Annotated in this window: 22 protein-coding genes and 3 pseudogenes; 14 read left to right on the top strand and 11 right to left on the bottom strand. The window is 69.2% G+C overall.

Annotated features, from left to right (window positions below; translation table 11 throughout):
• The first annotated feature begins 104 nt into the window (after positions 1-104).
• The 4 genes from BTZ20_RS01910 (at position 105) to BTZ20_RS01895 (ending at position 4,345) form a co-directional block, all read left to right on the top strand.
• Positions 105-416 (top strand): hypothetical protein, encoded by a 312-nt coding sequence (locus BTZ20_RS01910; protein ID WP_077040181.1) that lies wholly within the window; start codon positions 105-107, stop codon positions 414-416.
• A 147-nt stretch (positions 417-563) separates the two neighbouring features.
• A complete protein-coding gene (locus BTZ20_RS01905) occupies positions 564-1,118 on the top strand; it encodes a hypothetical protein (protein ID WP_077040180.1) in 555 nt (184 codons plus the stop codon).
• A gap of 165 nt (positions 1,119-1,283) precedes the next feature.
• Entirely contained in the window at positions 1,284-2,873 is a 1,590-nt protein-coding gene (locus BTZ20_RS01900; RefSeq protein WP_077040179.1) for an ABC-F family ATP-binding cassette domain-containing protein, read from the top strand.
• Positions 2,874-2,932: 59 nt separating this feature from the next.
• Positions 2,933-4,345: an amidase gene (locus BTZ20_RS01895; RefSeq protein ID WP_077040178.1), complete on the top strand. Its 1,413-nt coding sequence runs from the start codon at positions 2,933-2,935 to the stop codon at positions 4,343-4,345.
• A gap of 21 nt (positions 4,346-4,366) precedes the next feature.
• On the opposite strand, the gene BTZ20_RS01890 is transcribed toward BTZ20_RS01895, so the two are convergent.
• Positions 4,367-5,377, bottom strand: coding sequence for a dimethylarginine dimethylaminohydrolase family protein (locus tag BTZ20_RS01890; protein WP_077040177.1), 1,011 nt, complete (start codon positions 5,375-5,377; stop codon positions 4,367-4,369).
• Between the two features lie 75 nt (positions 5,378-5,452).
• Between BTZ20_RS01890 and BTZ20_RS01885 the strand changes: the two genes are divergently transcribed.
• Positions 5,453-6,109, top strand: a complete 657-nt coding sequence (locus BTZ20_RS01885; protein WP_077043401.1) for a M50 family metallopeptidase — start codon at positions 5,453-5,455, stop codon at positions 6,107-6,109.
• Between the two features lie 97 nt (positions 6,110-6,206).
• On the opposite strand, the pseudogene BTZ20_RS01880 reads toward BTZ20_RS01885, so the two are convergent.
• Positions 6,207-7,657, bottom strand: a pseudogene (locus BTZ20_RS01880) (flavin-containing monooxygenase).
• A 172-nt stretch (positions 7,658-7,829) separates the two neighbouring features.
• On the opposite strand from BTZ20_RS01880, the gene BTZ20_RS01875 reads away from it, so the two are divergent.
• Positions 7,830-8,399, top strand: a complete 570-nt coding sequence (locus BTZ20_RS01875) for a TIGR03086 family metal-binding protein (RefSeq protein ID WP_077040176.1) — start codon at positions 7,830-7,832, stop codon at positions 8,397-8,399.
• 4 nt (positions 8,400-8,403) lie between these two features.
• Here BTZ20_RS01875 and BTZ20_RS01870 read toward each other — a convergent pair whose 3' ends face one another.
• The 5 genes and pseudogenes from BTZ20_RS01870 to BTZ20_RS01850 all read right to left on the bottom strand — a co-directional run bounded on the left by BTZ20_RS01870 (position 8,404) and on the right by BTZ20_RS01850 (position 14,149).
• Entirely contained in the window at positions 8,404-10,635 is a 2,232-nt protein-coding gene (locus tag BTZ20_RS01870) for an acyl-CoA dehydrogenase (protein ID WP_077040175.1), read from the bottom strand.
• Between the two features lie 14 nt (positions 10,636-10,649).
• Complete coding sequence (locus tag BTZ20_RS01865; RefSeq protein WP_077040174.1) at positions 10,650-11,519, bottom strand: SDR family oxidoreductase; 870 nt, start codon at positions 11,517-11,519, stop codon at positions 10,650-10,652.
• A gap of 39 nt (positions 11,520-11,558) precedes the next feature.
• A pseudogene (locus BTZ20_RS01860) lies at positions 11,559-12,456 on the bottom strand (MaoC/PaaZ C-terminal domain-containing protein).
• 5 nt (positions 12,457-12,461) lie between these two features.
• Positions 12,462-12,893: an SRPBCC family protein gene (locus BTZ20_RS01855; RefSeq protein WP_077040173.1), complete on the bottom strand. Its 432-nt coding sequence runs from the start codon at positions 12,891-12,893 to the stop codon at positions 12,462-12,464.
• 53 nt (positions 12,894-12,946) lie between these two features.
• Positions 12,947-14,149 (bottom strand): lipid-transfer protein, encoded by a 1,203-nt coding sequence (locus BTZ20_RS01850; RefSeq protein WP_077040172.1) that lies wholly within the window; start codon positions 14,147-14,149, stop codon positions 12,947-12,949.
• 105 nt (positions 14,150-14,254) lie between these two features.
• Between BTZ20_RS01850 and BTZ20_RS01845 the strand changes: the two genes are divergently transcribed.
• The 7 genes and pseudogenes from BTZ20_RS01845 to BTZ20_RS01815 all read left to right on the top strand — a co-directional run bounded on the left by BTZ20_RS01845 (position 14,255) and on the right by BTZ20_RS01815 (position 18,463).
• On the top strand, positions 14,255-14,947 hold the full coding sequence (locus tag BTZ20_RS01845; protein WP_077043400.1) for a TetR/AcrR family transcriptional regulator: 693 nt from the start codon (positions 14,255-14,257) through the stop codon (positions 14,945-14,947).
• Between the two features lie 103 nt (positions 14,948-15,050).
• On the top strand, positions 15,051-15,728 hold the full coding sequence (locus BTZ20_RS01840; protein ID WP_077043399.1) for an energy-coupling factor ABC transporter permease: 678 nt from the start codon (positions 15,051-15,053) through the stop codon (positions 15,726-15,728).
• Entirely contained in the window at positions 15,725-16,072 is a 348-nt protein-coding gene (locus BTZ20_RS01835; RefSeq protein WP_077040171.1) for a PDGLE domain-containing protein, read from the top strand. Before BTZ20_RS01840 ends, BTZ20_RS01835 begins: the two co-directional genes overlap by 4 nt.
• A 2-nt stretch (positions 16,073-16,074) precedes the next feature.
• Complete coding sequence (gene cbiQ, locus BTZ20_RS01830; RefSeq protein WP_077040170.1) at positions 16,075-16,842, top strand: cobalt ECF transporter T component CbiQ; 768 nt, start codon at positions 16,075-16,077, stop codon at positions 16,840-16,842.
• Positions 16,839-17,581 (top strand): annotated as a pseudogene (locus BTZ20_RS01825) (energy-coupling factor ABC transporter ATP-binding protein). Before cbiQ ends, BTZ20_RS01825 begins: the two are co-directional and overlap by 4 nt.
• A 43-nt stretch (positions 17,582-17,624) precedes the next feature.
• Positions 17,625-18,092, top strand: a complete 468-nt coding sequence (locus BTZ20_RS01820; protein ID WP_145982427.1) for a MarR family winged helix-turn-helix transcriptional regulator — start codon at positions 17,625-17,627, stop codon at positions 18,090-18,092.
• Positions 18,089-18,463 (top strand): DUF5313 family protein, encoded by a 375-nt coding sequence (locus BTZ20_RS01815; RefSeq protein ID WP_077040168.1) that lies wholly within the window; start codon positions 18,089-18,091, stop codon positions 18,461-18,463. The genes BTZ20_RS01820 and BTZ20_RS01815 overlap by 4 nt, the downstream gene beginning before the upstream one ends.
• Before the next feature lie 12 nt (positions 18,464-18,475).
• Here BTZ20_RS01815 and BTZ20_RS01810 read toward each other — a convergent pair whose 3' ends face one another.
• Together BTZ20_RS01810 and BTZ20_RS01805 are read right to left on the bottom strand one after the other, a co-directional pair.
• On the bottom strand, positions 18,476-18,784 hold the full coding sequence (locus BTZ20_RS01810; RefSeq protein ID WP_077043398.1) for a rhodanese-like domain-containing protein: 309 nt from the start codon (positions 18,782-18,784) through the stop codon (positions 18,476-18,478).
• Between the two features lie 58 nt (positions 18,785-18,842).
• Entirely contained in the window at positions 18,843-19,580 is a 738-nt protein-coding gene (locus tag BTZ20_RS01805; RefSeq protein WP_077040167.1) for a lysophospholipid acyltransferase family protein, read from the bottom strand.
• A gap of 146 nt (positions 19,581-19,726) precedes the next feature.
• Here BTZ20_RS01805 and BTZ20_RS01800 point away from each other — a divergent pair, with 146 nt between their 5' ends.
• The gene (locus tag BTZ20_RS01800; protein WP_077040166.1) at positions 19,727-20,164 is read left to right on the top strand and encodes a 6,7-dimethyl-8-ribityllumazine synthase; all 438 of its coding nucleotides are present in this window, start codon (positions 19,727-19,729) and stop codon (positions 20,162-20,164) included.
• Here the strand turns inward: BTZ20_RS01800 and BTZ20_RS01795 are convergent.
• Together BTZ20_RS01795 and BTZ20_RS01790 are read right to left on the bottom strand one after the other, a co-directional pair.
• Positions 20,157-21,125 carry an alpha/beta fold hydrolase gene (locus tag BTZ20_RS01795; protein ID WP_077040165.1) on the bottom strand — a complete coding sequence of 323 codons (969 nt, stop codon included), beginning with the start codon at positions 21,123-21,125 and terminating at the stop codon, positions 20,157-20,159. The two genes, BTZ20_RS01800 and BTZ20_RS01795, sit on opposite strands and share 8 nt — an antisense overlap.
• 92 nt (positions 21,126-21,217) lie before the next feature.
• Positions 21,218-22,159, bottom strand: a complete 942-nt coding sequence (locus BTZ20_RS01790) for an SMP-30/gluconolactonase/LRE family protein (protein WP_077040164.1) — start codon at positions 22,157-22,159, stop codon at positions 21,218-21,220.
• Between the last annotated feature and the right edge of the window lie 40 nt (positions 22,160-22,199).

Genomic DNA, 22,199 nt, shown 5'->3' with positions numbered 1-22,199 from the left:
GTGGCTGCGCCGCACCCTTGGGTCGCTTCTGAGTGGTGTCCGGACTGGGCAGAGTTGTCCCTGTCACCGACACACTCACGCACCATCACCCCAGGAGATACTGAATGTTCAACGCCCGTCGCACCTTTGCCGTCGTCGCCATCGCAGCCCTTCCGATCCTGAGCGCCTTCGGGGCGGCGTCCGTCGCCAATGCCGAGCCCAGCACCCCCATCGGTCCCAACGGTCCGACGGGGCCGTGCCCGATCGTGAACACCGACGACCAGGGCAATGAAACGGTGATCAACAAGAAGCCGGGCGATGTCAGTCACGGCCTGGTCTGCGGCGCAGACGGCGAATGGCACATGCCTGCGAAGGCAGGCGGCGGCGCCGGTGGTCCCGGGAAGATCCAGACGCAGCCGGGGCTGTCGCAGGGCTAGGAGATCGTTCGCCCCCGCGCCGATCTGGCAGGACCCCGCATCGATACCGATGCGGGGTCTTTGCCATTCGGGCGACTTGTAGCGCATTGACCGAAACAGGCGTATGACTGTAATCAAGTAATCATCGCAACCTTAGAGGTGAGCTCGATGGGATACACGGGACACGGCGGCCGCAGGTTCGGGCGGCCCGGCGGCTGGCAGCAGGCGGACACCCCCGACGCGAGCGACGCGAGCGAGTGGTTCGCCGGACGACTACCCGAGGACTGGTTCACCGGACCGGCCACGGTGGTGGTGGATCGCGAGGAGATCGTCGTCACCGGCGAGCTGCCCGCACCGGAGGAGAACTCCCAGGCCGCCGTCGACGGCCGGATCTCCCGGTTCCGGGAGACCACAAGGCCGGACCGGATGCGGATCGCCGACGAGGCCGAGGCCCGCTACGGGCGCAAGGTGGCCTGGGGCGTCACCGTGGGCGAGCGGCATGTGCTGTTCACCCATCTGGCGGTGCCCGTGATGACCCGATTGCGCCAGCCCGAGCGCCGGGTGCTCGACACCCTGGTCGATGCCGGAGTGGCCCGGTCGAGGGCGGACGCGCTGACCTGGGCGGTCAAGCTCGCGGGCGAGCACAGCGAGCAATGGCTCTCCGAGCTGCGTGAGGCGATGGGCCGGGTCGACGAACTGCGCTCCGAGGGGCCGAACATCTGAGGCGCCTCCCATAATTCCCTTGCCGAACGACGGGGGCCGTCCTATCGTGGTGGCCGTCTTGTTGTCGACGATCGGAGAAGGGCCCTTGCTCATTCAGAGGTAGTGAACGCATCGCGTCGCGTGCTCGTGCATGCCGTCGCCCCGCACCCACCTCTAGGAGCACCCATGGCCCAGCCCTATCTCGCCCTTTCCGATCTCACCTTCAGTTGGCCCGACGGCGACCCCGTCTTCGATGGCCTCGACGCCGTGTTCGGCAGCGGCGCAACCGGACTTGTCGGCCTGAACGGCGCAGGCAAATCCACGCTGCTGCGGCTGATCGCCTGCGAGCTGACCCCCGACCGCGGTTCGGTGACCGTGCACGGGTCGCTGGCATACCTGCGCCAGGACCTGGCCCTCGACCCACACCGCCGGGTGGACGCCATTCTCGGCATCGAGTCCGCGCGAAAGGCCCTGCACCGCATCGAATCCGGCGCGGGAACGGACGAGGACTTCGCGGTCGCCGCCGGACACTGGGACATCGAGGAACGCGCCGTCGCCACCCTGGACCGACTGGGGCTCGCGCACATCGCCCCCTCGACGGAGGCGCTCGGCCGGACCGTCGGCACGCTGTCGGGCGGGGAGACGATGCTGCTCGGCCTCACCACCGCGCTGCTCGGCGACCCGCAGGTACTGCTGCTCGACGAGCCGACCAACAACCTCGACCTGGCCGCCAAGGCCCGGTTGTATGCGGCGGTCGGACAGTTCCCCGGCACCGCGATCGTGGTCAGCCACGACCGCGAGATGCTCGAGCGGATGGACTCCATCGCCGAGCTGCGCCGCGGGGAGGTGCGGATGTTCGGCGGCAACTTCAGTGCCTACCGGGCCGTCGTCGACGCCGAGCAGGAGGCGGCACGGGCGGCAGTCCGCGACGCCCGCAGCGACGTGCGCAAGCAGGGCCGCGAGCTCGTCGAGGCGCAGACGAAGATCGCACGCAGGGTGCGGTACGGGAAGAAGATGGAGGGCAGTGTCCCCCGAATTCTGGCAGGCGAGCGCAAGCGTCAGGCCCAGGTGTCGGCTGGCAAGCTCCGCGGCAGCCACATCGACAAGCTGGAGGAGGCCAGGCAGACGCTCACCGAGGCAGAGGACCTGATCCGCGACGACCGCGAGATCCGAATCGACCTGCCGGACACCGCCGTCCACCCGGGCCAGCAGGTGATCGAGCTCGAGGACGTCACGCTGGCCTGCGGTCCGACGGTGTCGCTCACCGTGTCCGGGCCGGAGCGAATCGCGTTGGTCGGACGGAACGGGATTGGCAAGACCACCCTGCTGCGCGCGATCACCGATGCGGGCCCGCGGGTGCCCTGGCGGTCCCTTCCGCAGCGGCTCGACATCTTCGACGGCGACCGCACGGTTGCGCAGAACGTCGCCGATGCTGCACCGCACGCGACGCCGGAGCAGATCCGGGCGCGGCTGGCCCGGTTCCTGTTTCGCGGCGACGCGGCCGACACGCAGGCCTCGGCCCTGTCCGGCGGGGAACAGCTGCGCGCGGCGCTGGCGATGATCCTGCTCGCCGAGCCTGCGCCGCGACTGCTGATGCTCGACGAGCCGACCAACAACCTCGACCTGCCCAGCCTCGCGCACCTCACGTCGGCGCTGGCCGAGTTCCGCGGCGCGCTCGTGGTCGCCAGCCACGACCTGCCCTTCCTCCGGGAGATCGGGGCGACCCGATGGCTCGAACTCACCGAGGACGGGCTGCACGAGGTGGATCCGCGTTAATCTCGGAGTCGGCAGGCCACACCGCCGGCCGGCAGGCAACCCCGATCCGAGGACACCCGATGACCGACGACGCACGCATCCACGCCTTCCGCGACGACGCCCTCGGCGACCTCGACGCCACCGGCATCGCGGAGCTGATCGCCTCCGGGCAGTTGTCCTCCCACGAGGCGGTGCTGGCGTCCGTCGAACGCGCCGAGTCGGTCAGGGACTCGCTCAACGCGATCGCCTTCCCCGACTTCGATCGCGCCCTGACCCGTTCAGCGGGGCCGCACACGGGCGTCTTCGCGGGTGTCCCGACGATAGTCAAGGACAACGTCGATGTCGCGGGCCTGCCGACCAATCACGGCAGCGCGGCTTTCGTGGCGCGGCCCGCCCGCGCGGACAGCGACTTCGCCAGGCAGTTCCTGTCCACCGGCGCGGTCCCGATCGGCAAGAGCAGGCTGCCGGAGTTCGGATTCAGCGCCTCGAACGAGTACGCGACGGCCGAGCCCGTGCACAACCCGTGGAATCCGGTGTACTCCTCCGGAGCCTCCTCCGGCGGGTCAGCGGCGTTGGTCGCGTCCGGGGTACTCCCGTTCGCGCACGCCAACGACGGCGGCGGTTCGATCCGGATCCCCGCGGCGGCGTGCGGTCTCGTCGGCCTCAAGCCGACCAGGGGGCGCACGGTCGCGGATCCGGCGGACCGGGCGATGCCGATCCGGATCGTCGCCCAGGGCGTGTTGTCGCGGTCGGTCCGAGACACCGCGCGGTTCTATGCCGCGGCCGAAAGCTACTATCGCAACCCGAAACTCCCGCCTATCCGGCTCGTCGAGGGCCCGGGGCGCACCCGCCTGCGGGTCGGCGTGATCATCGATTCGATCACCGGCATCCCGACAGACGACGAGACCCGCGCCTCTGTCACCGCGACCGCGAATCTGCTCGACGAGCTCGGCCACCATGTCGAGGAAGCGCCACTGCCGGTCGATCGATCGTTCGTCGAGGACTTCTCGAACTACTGGGGGTTCCTGTCGTTTGCGATCTGTGCGGGCGGAAAGCGAATGCTCGGACCGGACTTCGACAAGACCAAGACCGACAACCTCACCCGCGGGCTGGATGCGATGTACCGCAAGAACATCGCGAAGACGCCGCAGGTGCTGTACCGGCTGCGGCGTACCCATCGGCAGTACGCGGAGGTGTTCCAGAAGTACGACGTGCTGCTCTCGCCCGTCCTCGCACACACCACCCCGAAGCTCGGATACCTCTCTCCGGCACAGAGTTTCGAGGAGCTGTTCACCAGGCTGGTGAACTACACCGCATTCACCCCGCTGAACAACGCGTCCGGCGGGCCCGCCATCTCGCTGCCGCTGCACGAGACCGCCGCGGGGCTGCCGCTGGCCTCACACTTCTCGGCCGACCACGGCGACGAGCGGACCCTGCTCGAGCTCGCGTTCGAGCTGGAGGAGGCCCGTCCGTGGCGGCGGATCCAGGACTGACAGCGACAGACGGGGCGCGGCTCACTCCCGCCGCAGCGGCTGTGTGGTGCACCGGAACGAGCCGCCGAAGCCGCGGGTGATCGCGAAGTCCACGTATTCGACGGTGACGCCGTGCGCGGCGATCCGGTCACCGATGTGACGGAAGGCCGGATCGGTGACGTAGACCTCCGGACTGATGGGCAGACCGTTGGTGCCGAGGTCGACACCGTCTCTCTCGCTGATCTCGATCCGCTCCCAGCCGCGTAGCGCGGCGGGCAGACCGTCGAGGAGTGCGTCCGGGCACGCGACCAGCAAACCCTCCCGAATCAGGCCGAGGGCACAGTCGAGGTGCAGGAAATTCGGCGCGAGGCGGACGGTTTCCACGGTGTAGCCCAGTGGGGTGAGCAGCTTCTCCAGCCAGCGGATCCCCATGGCGTTGGACGCCAGCCCGGAGTTGCCGACGAAGACGCGCTTCTCGTACACGAGCACGTCGCCACCCTCGAGGAAGGGCCCGGCGCCCAGGTCGCCCGGCGCCCCGTCGGGAACCGCAGGCTGCGGCAGCGCCAGGTAGGAACAGTGCCCCTCGAGCGCCCTGGCGGTGAGGAGGTCGCGGCTGGGCAGCACCTCGCGTCGGCGGTGGGGCAGCCTCAGGTTCCCCTCGACGACGATGTCACCGATGGTGAACCAGGGGTCGCGGACGAAGAAGTTCGCGTAGCCATTGGAGCCCCCTGCCGCCTTCTCCGCGTCGGTCAGCATCCGCGGCCGCAGGACCTCCACGCCGTGGCGTTCGAACACCGAGCACAGGTTCTCGCGTTCGGATTCCCAGAGCCGCTGGCGGTCGGGATAGACATCGCCGTGATCGCGTCCGAGCATGCGCTCGAGGATTGGCAACGCCTCGGGCGCCAGGAACGACGCCTCGCTGTCCGACATCTCGTCCGGAGCACGGAACTGCGACCGGGCGACCGCGACCGTCCGGAGCGGCGCGAACTCACTGCGCACCATGACACGGCCCCGGTCGGGTACTGCTGCGGTCGAATCCGTGACGGCTTCCATCGAGTCCCTCCACCCTCAGACATCGTGACCCGGTACCGATGCTAGTTGGCCGCGGCGGCCTGGCACCCTGGTCAGGTGAACTCGTACTGGGCGCAGTGGTCGGCCTACCTCCCCATCGCCATCGCCGCCGCCATGGTCCTTTTCGGTCCGCTGTGGTCGTTGACCAGGCACGCGGTGACGCTCGTGCACGAGGCCGGGCACGCGATCGCCGCGGTCGTGACGGGCCGACGGCTCACCGGGATCCGGCTGCACTCGGACACCTCGGGCCTCACGCTCTCGCGCGGCAAGCCCCGCGGCCCCGGCATGGTGCTCACCGCGGCGGCAGGCTTCCTGGCGCCCTCGCTGCTCGGCCTGGCAGGCGCGCTCCTTATCGCGGCGGGCCAGCTCCCGGTGCTGCTGTGGGGCGCGGTCGCGCTGATCGTCGCGATGGTGCCGTTCATCCGCAACATCTTCGGGCTGCTGGTGCTGGTCGTCTGCGGATCTGCGATCGGCGTCGTCGCGTACTACGGATCCCCCACGCTGCAGCTGCATTTCGCGTACACCGCGATCTGGCTGCTGCTGTTCGGCAACCTGCACACCATCGTCGAGGCCGCCCGCACCCGGTCCGGCCGTTCGGACCTCGACCAGCTGCGGTCACTGAGCCACCTGCCGCGGTTCGTGTGGGTGCTCCTGCTGGTGGCCGTCGCGGTCGGGACCGGGGCGCTGGCGTGGCGGGCGCAGTATCTCGGCTAGCAGCCGTCCCCGCACACCTTCTGGCGAGAACGCACACGCCTTGTACGCCCACAAGGTGTGCGACCTTGCCAAGGGGTGTGCGACGCCGACCCCGCGCTCACTCCGCCGCCGCGTAGGGCCGCATCGTGTAGTCGTCCAACGGGAAGCTCTTCGCCTCCCGGAACGCATTGACCGTCGAGGTCGGCCGCAGGATCGCCGCCTCGCCGTGCTGGTTGAAGTAGTAGCTGCGCGCGGTCTGGCAGCTGCCCCCGTAGAACACCGAGTCGTCCAGCTTCTCGGTCATCCGGTCCAGGAAACCGGCATTCGCCTGCTCGGTCACCTCGAAGACATCGGCGCCGCGCCGTCGCAACTCACCGAACAGCCTGTTCATGTGCGCCATCTGCGACTCGATGGTGGTGAAGTACGACAGCCCGCTGTACGAGTACGGGCTCGCCAGGGTCAGGAAGTTCGGGAAGTACGGCACGGCCACCCCCTCGTACGCCTGGAACCGGTTGTCCCGCCACCACTTACCGAGGTTGCGCTCCTCCCGACCGATCACCTCGATGGCAGGGAAGTTCACGTCCCACAGGTTGAAGCCGGTGGCCAGGACCAGAGTGTCGATCTCGGTCTTGCGCCCGTCCGCGGTGACGATGCCGTCGGGCTCGATGCGGTCGATCGAGTCCGTCTCGAGGTGCACGTGCGGTTTGGTGAAGGTGCTGTAGTAGCTGTTGGAGAAGGTCGGCCGCTTGCAGCCGAAGTCGTAGTCCGGGGTCAGCTGACGACGCAGCTTCGGGTCACGGACCTTCGCGCGCAGGAAGATTCGCGAGAGGGCGGCGGCGCCCTTGTTCAGCAGCTTGGTCTGCCGGTAGTGCAGTACGGCGCTCACCATCACGGCTTCGAGGATCCCCGAGCTCACTCCGCGGGCCGCGCGCTGGACCGCGGGCACCCGCGCGAACAGCCGCTGCACCGGACCCGGGATGGGGGTGTCGACCTTCGGCAGCACCCAGATCGGGGTCCGCTGGTACACCGTCAGGGCGGCGGCCTTGCGGGCCACCTCTGGGATGAGCTGGACCGCGGTCGCCCCGGTGCCGATGATCGCGGTGCGCGTACCCTCAGGTCGTAGGCGTCGTCCCACGCCGTCGTGTGGATGACCTTGCCCTCGAACGAATCGATGCCGGGGATATCGGGCTTGTGCGGCTGCGACAGGAACCCCGTCGCGGTGAGCAGGTACTTCGCGGTGACCAGTTCGCCGCCCTCGATCGCGACCTCCCACCGCTGCGCGTCCTCGTCCCAACGGGCACCCTCGACGACCGCACCGAAGCGCATGTGGCGGCGCAGGTCGTACTGGTCCGCGACGTGCTCGGCGTACCGCTTGAGCTCGGCGCCCGGCGCGAACAGCCGCGACCAGTACGGGTTCGGCTCGAAGGAGTAGGAGTACGTCACGGAGGCGATGTCGACGGCGAGACCCGGATAGCGGTTCACGTGCCAGGTGCCACCGAGGTCGTCCTCGCGTTCGAGGATCACGAGGTTGGTCAGACCGAGCCGTTTGAGCTGGATGGCGGCACCCATGCCGCCGAATCCGGCACCGACGATCACCGCGTCGTGCTGCACGTTCTGGTCCACAGGTCCAACCCCTTCGCCGATGTGCGTTACAGGCAGTATCACGCACTTTCCGCCGCGGCAACACCCCCTTCGGCTGAACACGGGTTCCGAAACCGTCCTCACGGTGGTAGGCAGAACCATGACCGCGACGATCGACGACCTCAGCCGGGCACTCGACGCGACTGGCGCGCTGGTAGCAGGCGTCGCCGACGACCAATGGTCCGCACCCACCCCGTGCACCGGGTGGTCCGTCCGCGACGTCGTCAACCACGTGACGGCAGGCAACCACCTGTTCGCCTCGTCCCTGCGGGGCAACCCGCTGCCCGTCACCGTCGTTGGCGCGCCGCCCGACCTGCTCGGCCCCGACCCCGCGGGCTCCTTTCATGCCTCGGCCGACGCGCTGGTGCAGGCATTCGCCCTGCCGGGCGCGCTGGACCGGGAGATCACCCTGCCGATGGGCCAGGTTCCGGGCCTGCAGGCCTTGAACATGCGCATCACCGAGATGCTTGCGCACGGCTGGGACATCGCCCGCGCGTCGGGGCAGACACCGCGCTACCCCGACTCGGTGGTCGAGGACCAGATCTCGTTCAGCCGAGTGCTGCTGCCGAACCTCCCGGCAGGACGTACCCCGTTCGCACCGTCACGGCCGGTGCCCGAGGACGCCCCGCCCCTCGACCGACTGGCCGCGCTCCTCGGCCGGACGCCCTGACCCGTCAGTCCCTCGGTAGCCCCAGCATCCGCTCGCCGATCACGTTCAGCTGCACCTCGGTGGTGCCGCCGTAGATGGTCGTCGCGCGGCCGGCGATGAGCTGCTCCATCGCCTTGTCGCTCGGCTCCCCCGGCACCGCGACCGTGCCCGCCGCACCCAACTCGGCGACCACGAACTCCGAGATCGCCTGACCGAGCCCCATGCCCAGCAGCTTTCCGACCGACGAGGTGGTGCTCACGTCGGCGCCCGACAACTGCCCCAGCACCACGCGCGAGCCGATCAGGTCGATGGCCTGGCTCTCGGCGATCAGCTCCCCGAAGTGGTACTTCCCGACCGGGCCCAGCTCCCGACCGCGCACGAACTGCATCAGGTCGGCATCGCTGGCGTAGGCCTCCATCTTCTGGCTCAGCGCCACCCGCTCGCCCGCGAGGGTGGTCCTTGCGACGTGCCAGCCGTCGTTCACCTGCCCAACCACGTTCGCGTCCGGGATGAAGACCCCGTCCAGGAACACCTCGTTGAACAGCGCCGAACCGGTCATCTCGCGCAGCGGCCGCACCGTCACGCCCTGGCTCGACATGTCCAGCACGAAGTACGTGATCCCCTCGTGCTTCGGCCTGGACGGGTCGGTCCTGGCGATGAGCATCGCCCAGTCCGCGAACTGCGCCACCGTGGTCCAGATCTTCTGACCGGTGACCGTCCACCCGCCCTCGACCTTCTCGGCCCTGGTCGACAGCGACGCCAGATCCGAACCGGCGCCCGGCTCGGAGAACAGCTGGCACCACACCAGGTCGCCGCGCAGCGTCGGGACCACCAGGTCCCGCTTCTGCTGCTCGCTTCCGTGTCCGACCACCGCCGAGACCGCCCAGCCACCCATCAGCAGCTGTGGCATCGCGATCCCGGCGGCCTTGACCTCCTGCGAGATGACGATCTGCTCCAGCGGGCCTGCGCCGCGGCCGTACGGCCTCGGCAGGTGCGGCTGCACCCAGCCGCCGTCGCCGAGCGCGATCAGCTGATCGTCCTCGTCCTCGATGGCCGCGATCGGCGCCAGTTCGTCCCGCACCGCGGCCCTGATGGCGTCGGCTTCCTCCGGCAGCTCGAGCACCGACGTCCGGGACACCCCGGCAAGGGCCTGCTCCGCCACCCGGTTCGCCCGCTGCTCGCGGGTGCCGAGCACGCCCCGCAGCGCCAGCGCGCGCCGGTAGTACAGGTGCGCGTCGTGCTCCCAGGTGAACCCGATGCCGCCGTGCACCTGGATGCAGTCCTGTGCCACCTGCACGGCGGCGTCGGGCACGATCACGGCCGCGACATCGGCCGCGAAGTCGGCTTCGGCAGCATCAATCTCGTTGGAAGCCTTGTCGAGCGCCGACGCCGCATCCCACACCACCGCGCGGGCCTTCTCCAGAGCGATGCCCATGTGCGCGCACTTGTGCTTGACGCCCTGGAACTGGCCGATCGGCCTGCCGAACTGCACCCGGGTCTTGGCGTATTCGGCCGCGGTCGACACGCACCAGGACATGATCCCGACGGCCTCCGCGCCGAGCACCACCGCCGCGATGGCCCGCACCCGCTGCTCGCTCAGCCCGTCGAGCACCCGCTCGGCCGCGACCAGCACGCCATCCGCCTCGACCCGCGCCGATCCTCGGAGCACATCGATGCTGTCCTGCCCGGTGACGGTCAGTTCCGCTGAATCGACGACCACCCAGCGGATCTCGTCGCCCATCTCGGCCGGCAGCAGGAGCACGTCGGCGAGCTGCCCGCCGAGCACCGCATCGGTGCTGCCGGTCAGCCGGTAGCCGCCAGGCTTCGGTTCCACGTGCTCGGGTTCCACGTGAAACGCCGAGCCGAGCGCGAGCGCCGCGGTGCGGGAGCCATCGATCAGGCCGGGCAGCACCTCGATCCCGACTTTCGAATCCGCAGCCGCGAGTACCGCGCAGGCGAGTGCGGTGGGCACGAACGGGCCGGGAGAAATATTGCGGCCCAACGCCTCCAGTGCCACCGCAAGGGTGAGCAGGCCGGCTCCCTGGCCACCTCGATCTTCCGGCACGTGCAGCCCCAGCAGGTCCTGGCCGACCAGTGCCTGCCAGAACTCCGGGAACTCGGCCTCGGACTTCGCCTCGACCGCGGCACGGACCTGCTCGGCGGTGATGGTCCGTTCGGCGAAAGCGCTCACCGAATCGGCCAGCGCCGCATGCTCCTCGCTCAGACCGAGGCCCAGCTCATAACTGTTGCGCACCATGGATGTTCCCGCCCTCAGCCGAGTCGGTTCGCGAGATCGTCGACGGTCCAGGGCCCCTCGGACTCGATGGTCTCGCCGCCCTGCCAGTTGATCAGCTCGGTGACGGCGCCGCCCTGGACCGCGTACACCTTGCCGGTGAGCTTGCAGTCACCCGATGCGAGCCGAGCTACCAGCGGGGAGATGTTGGCGGGAGAGAACGCGTCGAACTCGCCATCGGGAACCTCGGCGGCGAACAGCGCACCCATCCCGGGGGTGGCCAGCGTCAGCCGGGTACGCGCGATCGGAGCGATCGCGTTGACCCGCACCCCATAACGTTCGAGCTCGTCCGCGGCGACCAGCGTCAGCGCGGCGATGCCGGCCTTGGCCGCGCCATAGTTGCCCTGCCCGGCGTTGGGCATGAACGTACCCGACGCCGAGGCGGTGTTGATGACCGAAGCGTTGACGGTCTCGCCCGCCTTGGTCCGCGCCTTCCAGAAGGCGGCGGCGTGATGCAGCGTCGCGGCATGACCCTTGAGGTGCACGGCGATCACCGCGTCCCACTGGCCCTCCTCCATGCCCGCGATGAACGCGTCGCGCAGGATGCCCGCGTTGTTCACGAGTACGTCGAGGCCGCCGAACTCGCTCACGGCCTGGTCGACCAACGCCTTGGCGCCCTCCCAGCTCGCCACGTTGTCGGTGTTTGCGACGGCCTTGCCGCCTGCCGCGACGATCTCGTCGACGACCTGCTGCGCGGGACCGGCGTCCGAGCCGGATCCGTCGTTGGCGCCGCCGAGATCGTTCACCACGACACTCGCGCCCTCGGCAGCGAAGAGCAGGGCGTGTTCGCGGCCGATGCCGCGTCCCGCGCCGGTGATGATCGCGACGCGTCCGTCCAGGGTTCCCATCAGTGCTTCTCCTATATCGATGAAAGTGCTTGTGCCGACTCAGTTGTCGGAGATGGTGGCCAGGCCGTCCTTGATCACCAGGTCGTCGCCGACGGTCGTCTCGTAGGCATACGCTCGTGAGTCTTTTGGCCCCAGCGGGACCAGAAGGACTCACGGCCCAGAACCGGGTGACGATGTCCTGCTCGGGCAGCACCGGCTTGGCGAATCGGACGGCGAGCCGCTTGAGCCGTTCGGCCCTGCCGTCGGCCAGCTCCGTGAGCGCGGCCCACGAGGTGAAGGCCATCGTGCACAGCCCGTGGTTGATGATCCCGGGCAGACCGGACATCCTGGCGATCTCGTCGTCCAGGTGGATCGGCATCGGGTCGCCCGAGGCAGGCGAGTACCGGAACGTCTGGTCCTTGTCGATGTGCTGGAGAACCCGGGCCGCCGGGGTCCGCTTGCGCAGCGCCTCGTCGAACCGGTGGCCGGGCGCCGTTTCCCCGAGACCGGGACCCGCGTCGACCTTCCGGAAGAACGCGGTCATCCACTGCTCGTTCACCAGTTCGCCGGTGTCCGTGCGGGTCTCGACATAAACGACCACGGTCGACCCGTTCTCCCTGCCCTCGAACCCGATCGGCTTGGCGCGGACCGCGAGGGTGTCGCCGGGGTAGATCGGGCGGTGGAAATGGAAGTCCTGCTCGCCGTGCACCAGCTTCATCAGCAGCTCCACCGGCGCCACCGACAGCGCCGCGGGCGCCATCGAGAAGAAGGCGGGCACCACAGCGAACACCGGCGGGGCGATCTCGCCGCGCAGGTGCCGCTCGATCGGGTCATTGGTGGCCGCCGCGTACTCGGCGATCCGCTCGGCGGTCACCTCGAACCGCTCCTCGTCGGTCCAGACGCCGAGGCCCGAGGAGTCGAATTCGACTGCGTTGTCTCTGTCGACGGGCTTCGTCATCGGGTTCAGCCGACCAGCTCGGCGAACTTCGCGAGGGAGGCCTCGAGGTCCGCGGCGGCGTTCTTGGCGACGGCCTTACCGATCGGGCCGACGATCATGGCGCCCTTGAAGCTGGCGTCGATGACGGCCTTCGAGCCCGAACCGGCCGGCTCGACCTTGAGGGTGAACTCGACGGTCACGCCCGCCATGCCGGTACCGGCGATCCTCACCAGGTTCGGCGCGTCGACCTCGGTGACGGTCCACTCGATCTTGTTGGCCATCCCCATCACGGAGACGACCTCGGTGAAGCGGGCCCCGAGGGCGACCTCGGTCGGAAGCTCGCTCTTCCAGCCCTGGTGGATGGTCAGCCACTCCTCCCAACGCGACAGGTCGGAGAGGGTGGACCAGGTCTTCTCCGGGGCGGCGGGCAGATCGGCGGAGACGGAAACGGAAGCCATGGCGAAACTCCTTGCGGGTGAGTGGGTTTGTCCCTGAGGGGGAAACGAAGGCGTCAGCGGTCGGCAGGCTTGTACGCGGTGACGACGACGGCGCCGCCGAGGCCGATGTTGTGCTGCAGCGCGACCCCGCCCTTGGTGGCGGCGGCCGATACCTGACGCTTGTCCGCGGCGCCGCGCAGCTGCCAGGTGAGCTCGCTGCACTGGGCCAGGCCGGTGGCGCCGAGGGGGTGCCCCTTGGAGATCAGGCCACCGGACGGGTTGACGACCCACTGGCCGCCGTAGGTCGTGGCACCGGCATCGACCAGCTTCCCGCCGTCGCCCTCCTGGCACAGACCGAGCGCCTCGTAGGTGAGCAGCTCGTTGGTCGAGAAGCAGTCGTGCAGCTCGATGACGTCCACGTCCGAGGCGTCGATACCGGCCTGCTCGTAAACCTTTCGGGCTGCCACGCGGGTCATGTCGGCGCCGACGAGGCTGATCGCGCTCCTGTCGGCGAAGGTGGACTCCATGTCGGTCACCATCGCCTGGCCGACGATCTCGACGGCCTGGCCTGCGAGATCGTGCTCGTCCACGAACGCCTCGCCCGCCACGATCACCGCGCCGGAGCCGTCCGAGGTCGGCGAGCACTGCAGCTTGGTCAACGGGCCGTAGATCCGCTTCGAGGCGAGGATCTCCTCGAGCGTGTACTCGTCCTGGAACTGGGCGTACGGGTTGTTCATCGAATGCCTGTGGTTCTTGACGCCGATCTTGGCGAAATGCTCCTCGGTGGTGCCGAACCGCTCCATGTGCTCCTTGCCCGCGGCGCCGAACATGTACGGCGCGGGTGGCATCGCGAACTCCTGCAGCTCCGCCAGCGCGAGCAGGTGCCGCATCATCGGCTGCTCGCGATCGTCATAGGTGGTGCCGAGCGAGCCCGCCTGCATCTTCTCGAAGCCGAGCGCGAGCGCGCAGTCGACCTGCCCGCTCTTGACGGCCTGTGTGGCCAGGTACAGCGCCGTCGAGCCCGTCGAACAGTTGTTGTTCACGTTGACGATCGGGATACCGGTCAGGCCCAGCTCGTAGACGGCGCGCTGGCCGGAGGTGGACTCGCCGTAGACGTAACCGACGTAGGCCTGCTCCACCTGGCGGTAGTCGATACCCGCGTCCTCGAGAGCCTTGGTTCCGGCCTCGCGCGCCATGTCCGGGTAGTCCCACTCGCGCGCCCCCGGCTTCTCGAACTTCGTCATGCCGACTCCGACGACGAAAACCCTGTTGCCCATCTGAACTCCTGAGTGAGTGTGACAAATCTGTCTGCGACACGCTGTCTCACTAAAGTAAGTGAGACACGCTGTCCCGTCAATCGTCCGATGGGTATCGTGGGGCCGATGCCAGAACGAGTCGACGCCGTGACGCCCGAACCGGACGGTCGCGCCACCCGGTGGGACGACCACAAGGCGGATCGCCGCGACCGGATCCTCGAGGCAGCCATGGACGCCATCAACGAGGGCGGCTCCGACGTCGGGGTCAAGCAGATCGCCGAGCGAGCCGGGGTACCGCGCTCGGTGGTGTACCGGATCTTCAAGGACCGCGGCGATCTCGACGAACAGCTGCGGGCGCGGATCATCGAGCGACTCATGCAGTACGTGGCGCCCGCCCTGCTCCCCGAGGGCACCGTCGGCGAGACCATCTCGCACGCCGTCGAGACCTACCTCCGCTGGATCGTCGATTTCCCGCGACTGCACCAGTTCCTCGGCACCGGGTCCCCCAGTCACCGCACCACCGGCTCCCGGGTGGTCACCGGCACCAAGACCGCCATCGCGCTGCGGCTCACCGCGTTGCTCGAGACCGTCCTGACCAAGCTTGGCAAGGGGACGGAGCTGTCCGAGACCCTCGCCTTCGGCCTGATCGGCCTGGTCGATGTCAGCGTCAACCGGTGGCTGAGCAACCCGCAACACGCGTTGACCGCGGCGCAGCTCGCTGACTTCCTCGAGGTGTCCATCTGGCAGGTACTCGATGGCAATCTCCGCCGGCTCGGCATCGAGCTCGAGCCGTCCACGCCGGTGATCGACCTGCAGTGAGCAGGCCTCGAGCCCTTGTTACATTCATTTGAACAACTGAGCAATTGTTGAGATGACTGGTTATGCTCCGCTCGTGAACAGCCCGAACGACGCCGTCCTCGCGATGCACATGAGCGACGGCCTTGTGGACGCGCCGACCTCGCTGCTGTTCGGGGTCGTCGCGGTCGCGGGCATCGCCGTGGCCGCGTGGAAGGCCCGAACCGAACTCGATGAACGGACCGCGCCGATGGCCGGCCTGGTGGCCGCGTTCATTTTCGCGGTGCAGATGGTGAACTTCCCGATCCTGCCGGGCGCCAGCGGCCACCTGCTCGGCGGCGCCCTCGCGGCCATCCTGGTCGGCCCCTACACCGGCGCGCTGTGCGTGACCATCGTGCTCGTGGTGCAGGCGCTGCTCTTCGCGGACGGCGGCATCACCGCGCTCGGCACCAACATCACGAACATGGCACTGATCGGCGTCGGGGTCGGCTATGCGGTGGCCGTCGCCCTGCGGCCCCTGCGCCGCAGGTTCGGTGATGCCGGCCTCGCCGCACTGGCTTTCGTTGCCGCGCTGGCGAACACGCTGGCGGCCGCGTCCGGGTTCCTGCTCGAGTACGCGCTCGGCGGCGCCGGAGAGACGACGCTCGACACCGTCGTCTGGTACATGCTCGGCACCCACACCCTGATCGGGGTCGGCGAAGGGCTGATCACCGCGCTCACAGTGGTCGCCGTCGCCAGGGCCCGACCCGACCTGGTGTACCTGCTGCGCACCGCGCCCCGACCGACCACGGAGGTACCGGCATGACCTCCCGAAGGTCCTGGTTCCTTGCGGGTTTCGCCGTCGTCGCCCTGTTCGTCGCGGGCGTCGTCAGCTACCTCGCCAGCTCGAGTCCCGACGGCCTGGACTCCGCCACCCTGCGCGGCTGCACCGTCATCGAGACGGCGGCGGGCGAGGAGTTGACCGGCAACTGCATCGCGCAGAACGCCGGGGAGCACCACCTCGCAGGCGGCCCACTCGCGGACTACACCGTCGCGGGCAATGACAACCTGTCCGGAATCGCCGGGATCCTCGGCGCTACTGCGACATTCGCGGTTGCGGGCGGCCTCTTCTGGCTGATCGCCCGCGCGGGCCGCACCCGCAGGACCTGACGATGGGCGCCGGTCACGCCCACCCGCTGTACCGCGCGGACGACTCCCCGGTGCACCGGTTGCCGGTCGAGGTGAAGATCGTCGCGGCGACGGTGGGGGTCTTCGCGGTGGTCGCGACGCCGCGCGAACAGATGTGGGCCTTCGGCCTGTATGCCATTGTCCTGCTGTCAGTGTGGCAGATCGCCCGGATCCCGCTGCGCTGGATCGCGCCACGGATGCTGATCGAGGCACCGTTCGTCGTGCTCGCGGTGCTGCTCCCGTTCGGCGAGGGTGGCGAGCGGGTGCGATGGGCGGGACTGTCGCTGTCCGTCGCCGGCCTGTACGCGGCCTGGGGCATCCTGATCAAGGGCACCCTCGGGGTTCTCACCTCGCTGACCCTCGCGGCCACCACCCGGACCGCGGACCTGCCGCTGGGGCTGACCCGACTGCGGGTGCCCGCCCTCGTCACCACCGTCGTCGTCCTGATGCTGCGCTACGTGGATCTACTTGCCGCGGAGGCGAACCGGATGCGGATCGCGCGGATCTCCCGCGGTGACGATCCCCGCACCCTGCGACAGATCGGCGCCACCGCACGCGGGGTGGGCGGGCTGTTCCTCCGGACCTACGAGCGCGGCGAGCGGGTCCACCTGGCCATGGCATCGCGAGGGTTCACCGGCGCCATGCCCGATCTCGGCGCACCCGCGGCCACCGCGCGCGGCTGGCTGCTCGGCCTCACCCCCGCCGTCGGCGCGGTCGCCGTCTGCCTGACGGCGCTGGCGGTGGCCGGATGAGCCCGACCGCCGCGGTGCGGGTGCGTGACCTGGGCTTCGCCTACCCCGACGGCCGGGTCGCGCTGCGCGGCGTCGACCTGGAAGTCGGTGTCGGCGAGCGGATTGCGCTGCTCGGCCCCAACGGCGCCGGCAAGACCACCCTGATGCTGCAGCTGAACGGGGTGCTCTCCCCACCGCGGGCCACGTCGAGATCGGCGGCACCCGGGTCGAGCGGGGCACCCTGCGCGAGGCCAGGCGCCGGGTCGGGATCGTCTTCCAGGACCCGGACGATCAGCTGTTCATGCCGACGGTCGCGCAGGACGTCGCGTTCGGCCCGGCGAACTTCGGCGTCACCGGCGACGAGCTGCGGGCGCGGGTGTCCGATGCGCTGGCCGCTGTCGGCATGAGCGAGCACGCCGAACGGTCACCGTCGCACCTGTCCGGCGGGCAGCGCCGGCGGGTCGCGCTGGCCACGGTGCTGGCGTGCAGGCCGGACGTGCTGGTACTCGACGAGCCGTCCGCGAACCTCGACCCGGTGGCCCGCCGCGAGCTGGCCGAGGTGCTGCTCGGGCTGGACACCACCCTGATGCTGGTCACCCACGACCTGCCCTACGCCGCGCAGCTGTGCGACCGCGCGGTGATCATCGACGACGGCAGGCTGGTGGCGGACGGCCCGGTGCTCGAGCTGCTCGCGGACGCGGAGCTGCTGGGCCGACACCGGCTGGAGTTGCCGTGGGGCTTCGCGGTCCCGCGAAGTTAGTTAGTGCACGATCTATTCGTGTACGCTCTACTGCATGTCCATCATGGAACAGTCGCAGGCACCCGGGGTCGACCCGCTCGCCCTCGACCGCCAGGTCTGCTTCGCGCTTGCGGTCGCCAATCGCGCGGTGCTCTCGGTGTACCGCCCGCTGCTCGAGCCGATGGGCCTGACGCACCCGCAGTACCTGGTGATGCTCGCCCTCTGGGGCGAGGCGCCGATGTCGGTGAAGGCGATCGGCAGCGCCCTGCAGCTCGATTCCCCGACCCTCTCGCCACTGCTCAAGCGGCTCGAGGCGTCGGGCCTGATCACCAGGTCCCGCAGCAGCGAGGACGAGCGGCAGCTGGTCGTCGACCTGACCGAGGCCGGACGGGCCATGCGCGCCCAGGCCGAGCTGATTCCGCCCGCGGTGGTCGAGCGCCTCGGCGTCGGCCTACCCGAGCTCGAGGAACTGCACGACGTTCTCACCCGGATCAACCGGGCCGCACTCAAGGCAGGAGCACTGAACGAATGAGCGCCACCCGACCGAACCCGATTCAGTGGATCGCCTACGCCTGCGGCGCCAAGCTGCCCGCATCCATGAACGACTGGGTGCTCAACGACATCACGGGCGACCACTACGTCGCCCGGCACCTCGTCCGCGCAATGGTGCCGTTCATCCCGCTGTTCGTGATCTTCATGCTCTTCCCTGGGCCGCTGTGGCTGCGGGGGTCGATGGTCCTGCTCGGGATCCTGCTTGCCCTGTTCTACTCGGTCGTCTACATCCACCAGAACCGCGCGCGGCGCTTGCAGAAGAACGGCCTGCCCATGGACCTCGACAACCCGAGACGCAAGGCCGCCCGCGAGGCGGAGGAGGACGCCTACCGCCGCCTGTGGGCTCGGTAGGCGCCCGACGGGTCACGCGCCCGACTCAACCGATCGGCCGGAGCTGATCCACGCGTCCGTGCCACCCGCGACGTTCACCGCGTTGATACCCGCGGCCCCCAGCAGAGAGGCGCCGTGCGCACTCCGGCCGCCCATCGCGCAGATCACGTAGACGGTCGGCGCGGCGGGCACCTCGTCGATGCGGGACACCAGCTCGCCGAGCGGGATCAGCCGGACCCCCGGCACGTGCCCGCGGGCGTACTCATCGGCTTCGCGCACGTCGATCACGGGCGCGCCCGCGGCCAGGGCGGCGTCGAGCGCCACCAGATCCACTTCCTGCATGAGGTTCCTCTCCTCGTCGAATACCCAGATCATACCCAAGGGGGTATTTAGGGAGAGGTCAGTAGCGCGCGACCGCCCCGTCCACCGCGCGCTGAAGTCCGGCCGCAACCAGTCGCGCGATGTCGGCCGGCTTCTCCGGGATCTCGGTGACCGGATTGTCGAGGTACACGCTGGCCCGCGTCTCCTTGCCGGGCACAGGACCGTAGCTGATCCCCATATAGAGCAGCACCGGCCGAACCCCGAGCTTCACCGCCCGGCTCATGATGTGGCCGATCCCGCTTCCGATCTTCTGCAGCCGGGTCGGATCCTCCAAGTTGCAGGTCCCCTCCGGGAAGATGGCCAGGTCATCGCCCCGCCGCATCCGCTCGGCGCAGACATCCATCATCCGCTGCCCGGCCGCGTTGACCGCGCGCATCCCGTGGTTCTTGCCGCGGAAGACGGGGATCCCGCCCATCAGATCCACCCGCTCGCGCCGCTTCGGCTCCAGGAACAGCTCGTCCTTCGCCAGCACCCGGGTGCGGCCTATCGCCGGGCGCAGCGCGCTGGCCGACGCCGCGGCGGCCACCGTGTACGGATCGCGCTGACTCAGGTGATTGACCGCGAGAACCAGCCGGGAATCCGACCGCACCAGGGCCCGGACCTGCTCCTTCGCCCCATCCGCGTAGGTCACCCTCGGCCGGAACTTCAGCGCGAGGAGCCCGTAGGCGGCCTTCGCGGCCAGGCGGTTCTGCTGGTGACGCAGGTAGAAGTCGTAGACCTCATCGCAGTTGTCAAGGGCAACCTCGGGCTTGTCCATGTCCACACTGTACGGAGATAACACGTACCGCGCCCGATACAGTGATTCCCTTGCATGACAAGAGAATTCAGCCCCGACTTGAGGAGAATTGAACTGAACGCATGTCCGGATGGCCACGCCGGGGTGCGCCGAACTAGCATCATGGAATGAGCATCGCCTTCGTTCAGTCCACGTGGCACCGACCCATCGTCGACCGAGCACGAGACGCCTTCGTCGCGCAGTGGCGGACACTGGGCCACACCTCCGGCGAGATCGAGTTCTTCGAGACCCCCGGCGCCTTCGAGATCCCCCTGCACGCGCTGCGGCTCGCCCGTACCGGCCGGTTCCAGGCCATCGTCGCCGCAGGACTGGTCGTCGACGGCGGCATCTACCGGCACGAGTTCGTGGCCTCCGCGGTCATCGACGGACTGATGCGAGTCCAGCTCGACACCGACGTCCCGGTCTTCTCCGCCGTGCTCACCCCGCACCACTTCCACGAGCACGAGGATCACGCCGTCTTCTTCGCGAACCACTTCGACAAGAAGGGCGCGGAGGTAGCTCAGGCCTGCTCCCTCACCCTCGCCTCGCTGGACACGATCAAGTAGTCAGTCCGCCGAGGAACTCGAGCATCGCCGCGTTCACCTCGGCGGGCTTTTCCATCTGCACGAAGTGCCCGGCGTCCGGGATCACGTGGGTGGAGACCAGACCCGGCACCAGCCGACCCATGGTCGCGAACGGGTCGCTGCCCATCATCTCGAGCACCGGGTCCTTGGCACCGGCGATGAAGGTGACCGGGACCTCCACCGGCTTCGCGTGCAGCGACTCGTTCTGCGCCCAGACGGCATCCTCGGCGCGGTACCAGTTGAGGCCGCCGGTGAACCCGGTCCGCTCGAATTCCGTGACGTAATAGTCGAATTCGCCCACATCGAGCCAGCTCCACGGCAAGGCGGGTGGATCAGGGAGCACATCGAGGTAGCCGTTGCCCTCGGAGGGGAACTCCCAGCAGTCGAGGTAGCGGTTCGCACCGCTGAGCGCATGGAAGATCTTGGCCAGGAACGCCCTGGTGTTGTCGCCGAGTTCCCGGTCCGCGACGCCCGACTCCTGGAAGTAGTGCACGTGCGCAAAGTGCTTGGACGCCAGGTACTTGAACCCGACACTCGGCTGTACCGGCAGTCGAGGCGCGCGGGGGACGCTCAGCTGCATCAGTGCGGACACCCGATCGGGCGCCCAGGCCGGCAGGTCCCAGGTCAGGTGGGCGCCGAAATCGTGGCCGGCGAAGACCGCCCGCTCGATGCCGAGCGCATCGAGGAGGCCGACCAGGTCACCGACCGTGTGCGGCCGGTCGTACTCGGAAACCTGCATGGGCGCGCTCGTCCGTCCGTACCCGCGCATGTCCGGGGCGATGACGCGGTAGCCCGCAGCGGACAGCGCCGCGAGCTGGTGACGCCAGCTGAACCAGAGTCCAGGGAACCCGTGGCAGAGCACCACCGGCTGGCCCTCGCCCTGCTCGGCGAAATGCAGGTCGATCCCGTTGACCGCGACGGTCCGGTGCGTCGGCTGCCCCATGCTCACTCCTCCTCGCCGTCGTCGGCAATTCGCCACCCTAGCGGGCGGCTCCCCTCGACAGTGGCGATCGAAGGGGTTCGCCGGTCACGCGGTTACGGTGCGGGCGGCGTCAGCTTGACGACGGTGCCGAGAAAGCTGGTGGCGTACAGCGCGTTCGGGTCCCAGCCCGGCCCCGAACCGAACCGGACCGACGAGATCAGCGGCAGGCCGGCGGCGACGGTGCACTGCGCGCCGGTGGCCGGGTCGAGCCGCACGACCGTCCCCGCCACGTTCATGGCGACGTAGACCGCTCCGTCCGGCCCGACCGTGAGATCGTCGGCGGAGTTGATCGGGCCTGCCCCCGGCAGGTCGAACCGGCGCGGCGGGGCGTCCGGGTGGTCGATGTCGACGGCGGCGATGGTGGTGACCGGGTTGAAGGTCGTTGCGACATACAGTCGGCGGGTGGCCTCGTCGTAGGCCAGCCCGTTGGTCGAACTCAGGCTGGGCGCGAACCCGGACGGGAGCTCGGCACTCCTGGGCACGCGGGTGAGTCCCGTCGACTGCCCGATGTCCCGGCTGACCACGAAGTCCCCGTTGGGGAGCCGTGCGAGCCCGTTGGGCATGGTCAGCCCGGTCTCGACCGTGGTGACGGCGCCCGAGTCCAGGTCGAGCGCGTCGATCGTGCCGTCGCTACGGCCGAGAAGTCCCGAGGCGAGCCCGTTCCCGGTGGTGAAGTAGGCGGTGTCGCCCACGACCACGATCGCGCCCGGCGCCTTCACCTCGGGCACCGCGGTGGTGCGGGATCCGGTCGCCTCGAGTCGCCTGATCGCGCCGACCGCCCCGGTCAGCGACGTCTCGGACAACAGCATTCCGCCGCGGCCGTCGAACGCGAGGTTCTCGAGCGTCCCGTACCCCTCGGCCACCCGCTCGGTCGTCCACGGGATGCAGCCGGGTGCCGCAGCGGCGACGCCGGGACCGGAGACCGCGAACAGAACCGCGGCGACTCCGGTTCCCGCTGCCGCGGCCAACCGCGCGGCGATTCCTGCAACCTTCATCCGATCTCCCCCGTCTCGAAGCCAGCTGCGGTGGACCGAC

This window comes from Rhodococcus sp. MTM3W5.2, assembly GCF_001984015.1.
Lineage (GTDB): Bacteria > Actinomycetota > Actinomycetes > Mycobacteriales > Mycobacteriaceae > Rhodococcus_G > Rhodococcus_G oryzae.
The sequence above is the reverse complement of the archived record's forward strand: the minus strand, read 5'-3'. Positions and strand labels throughout refer to the sequence as shown.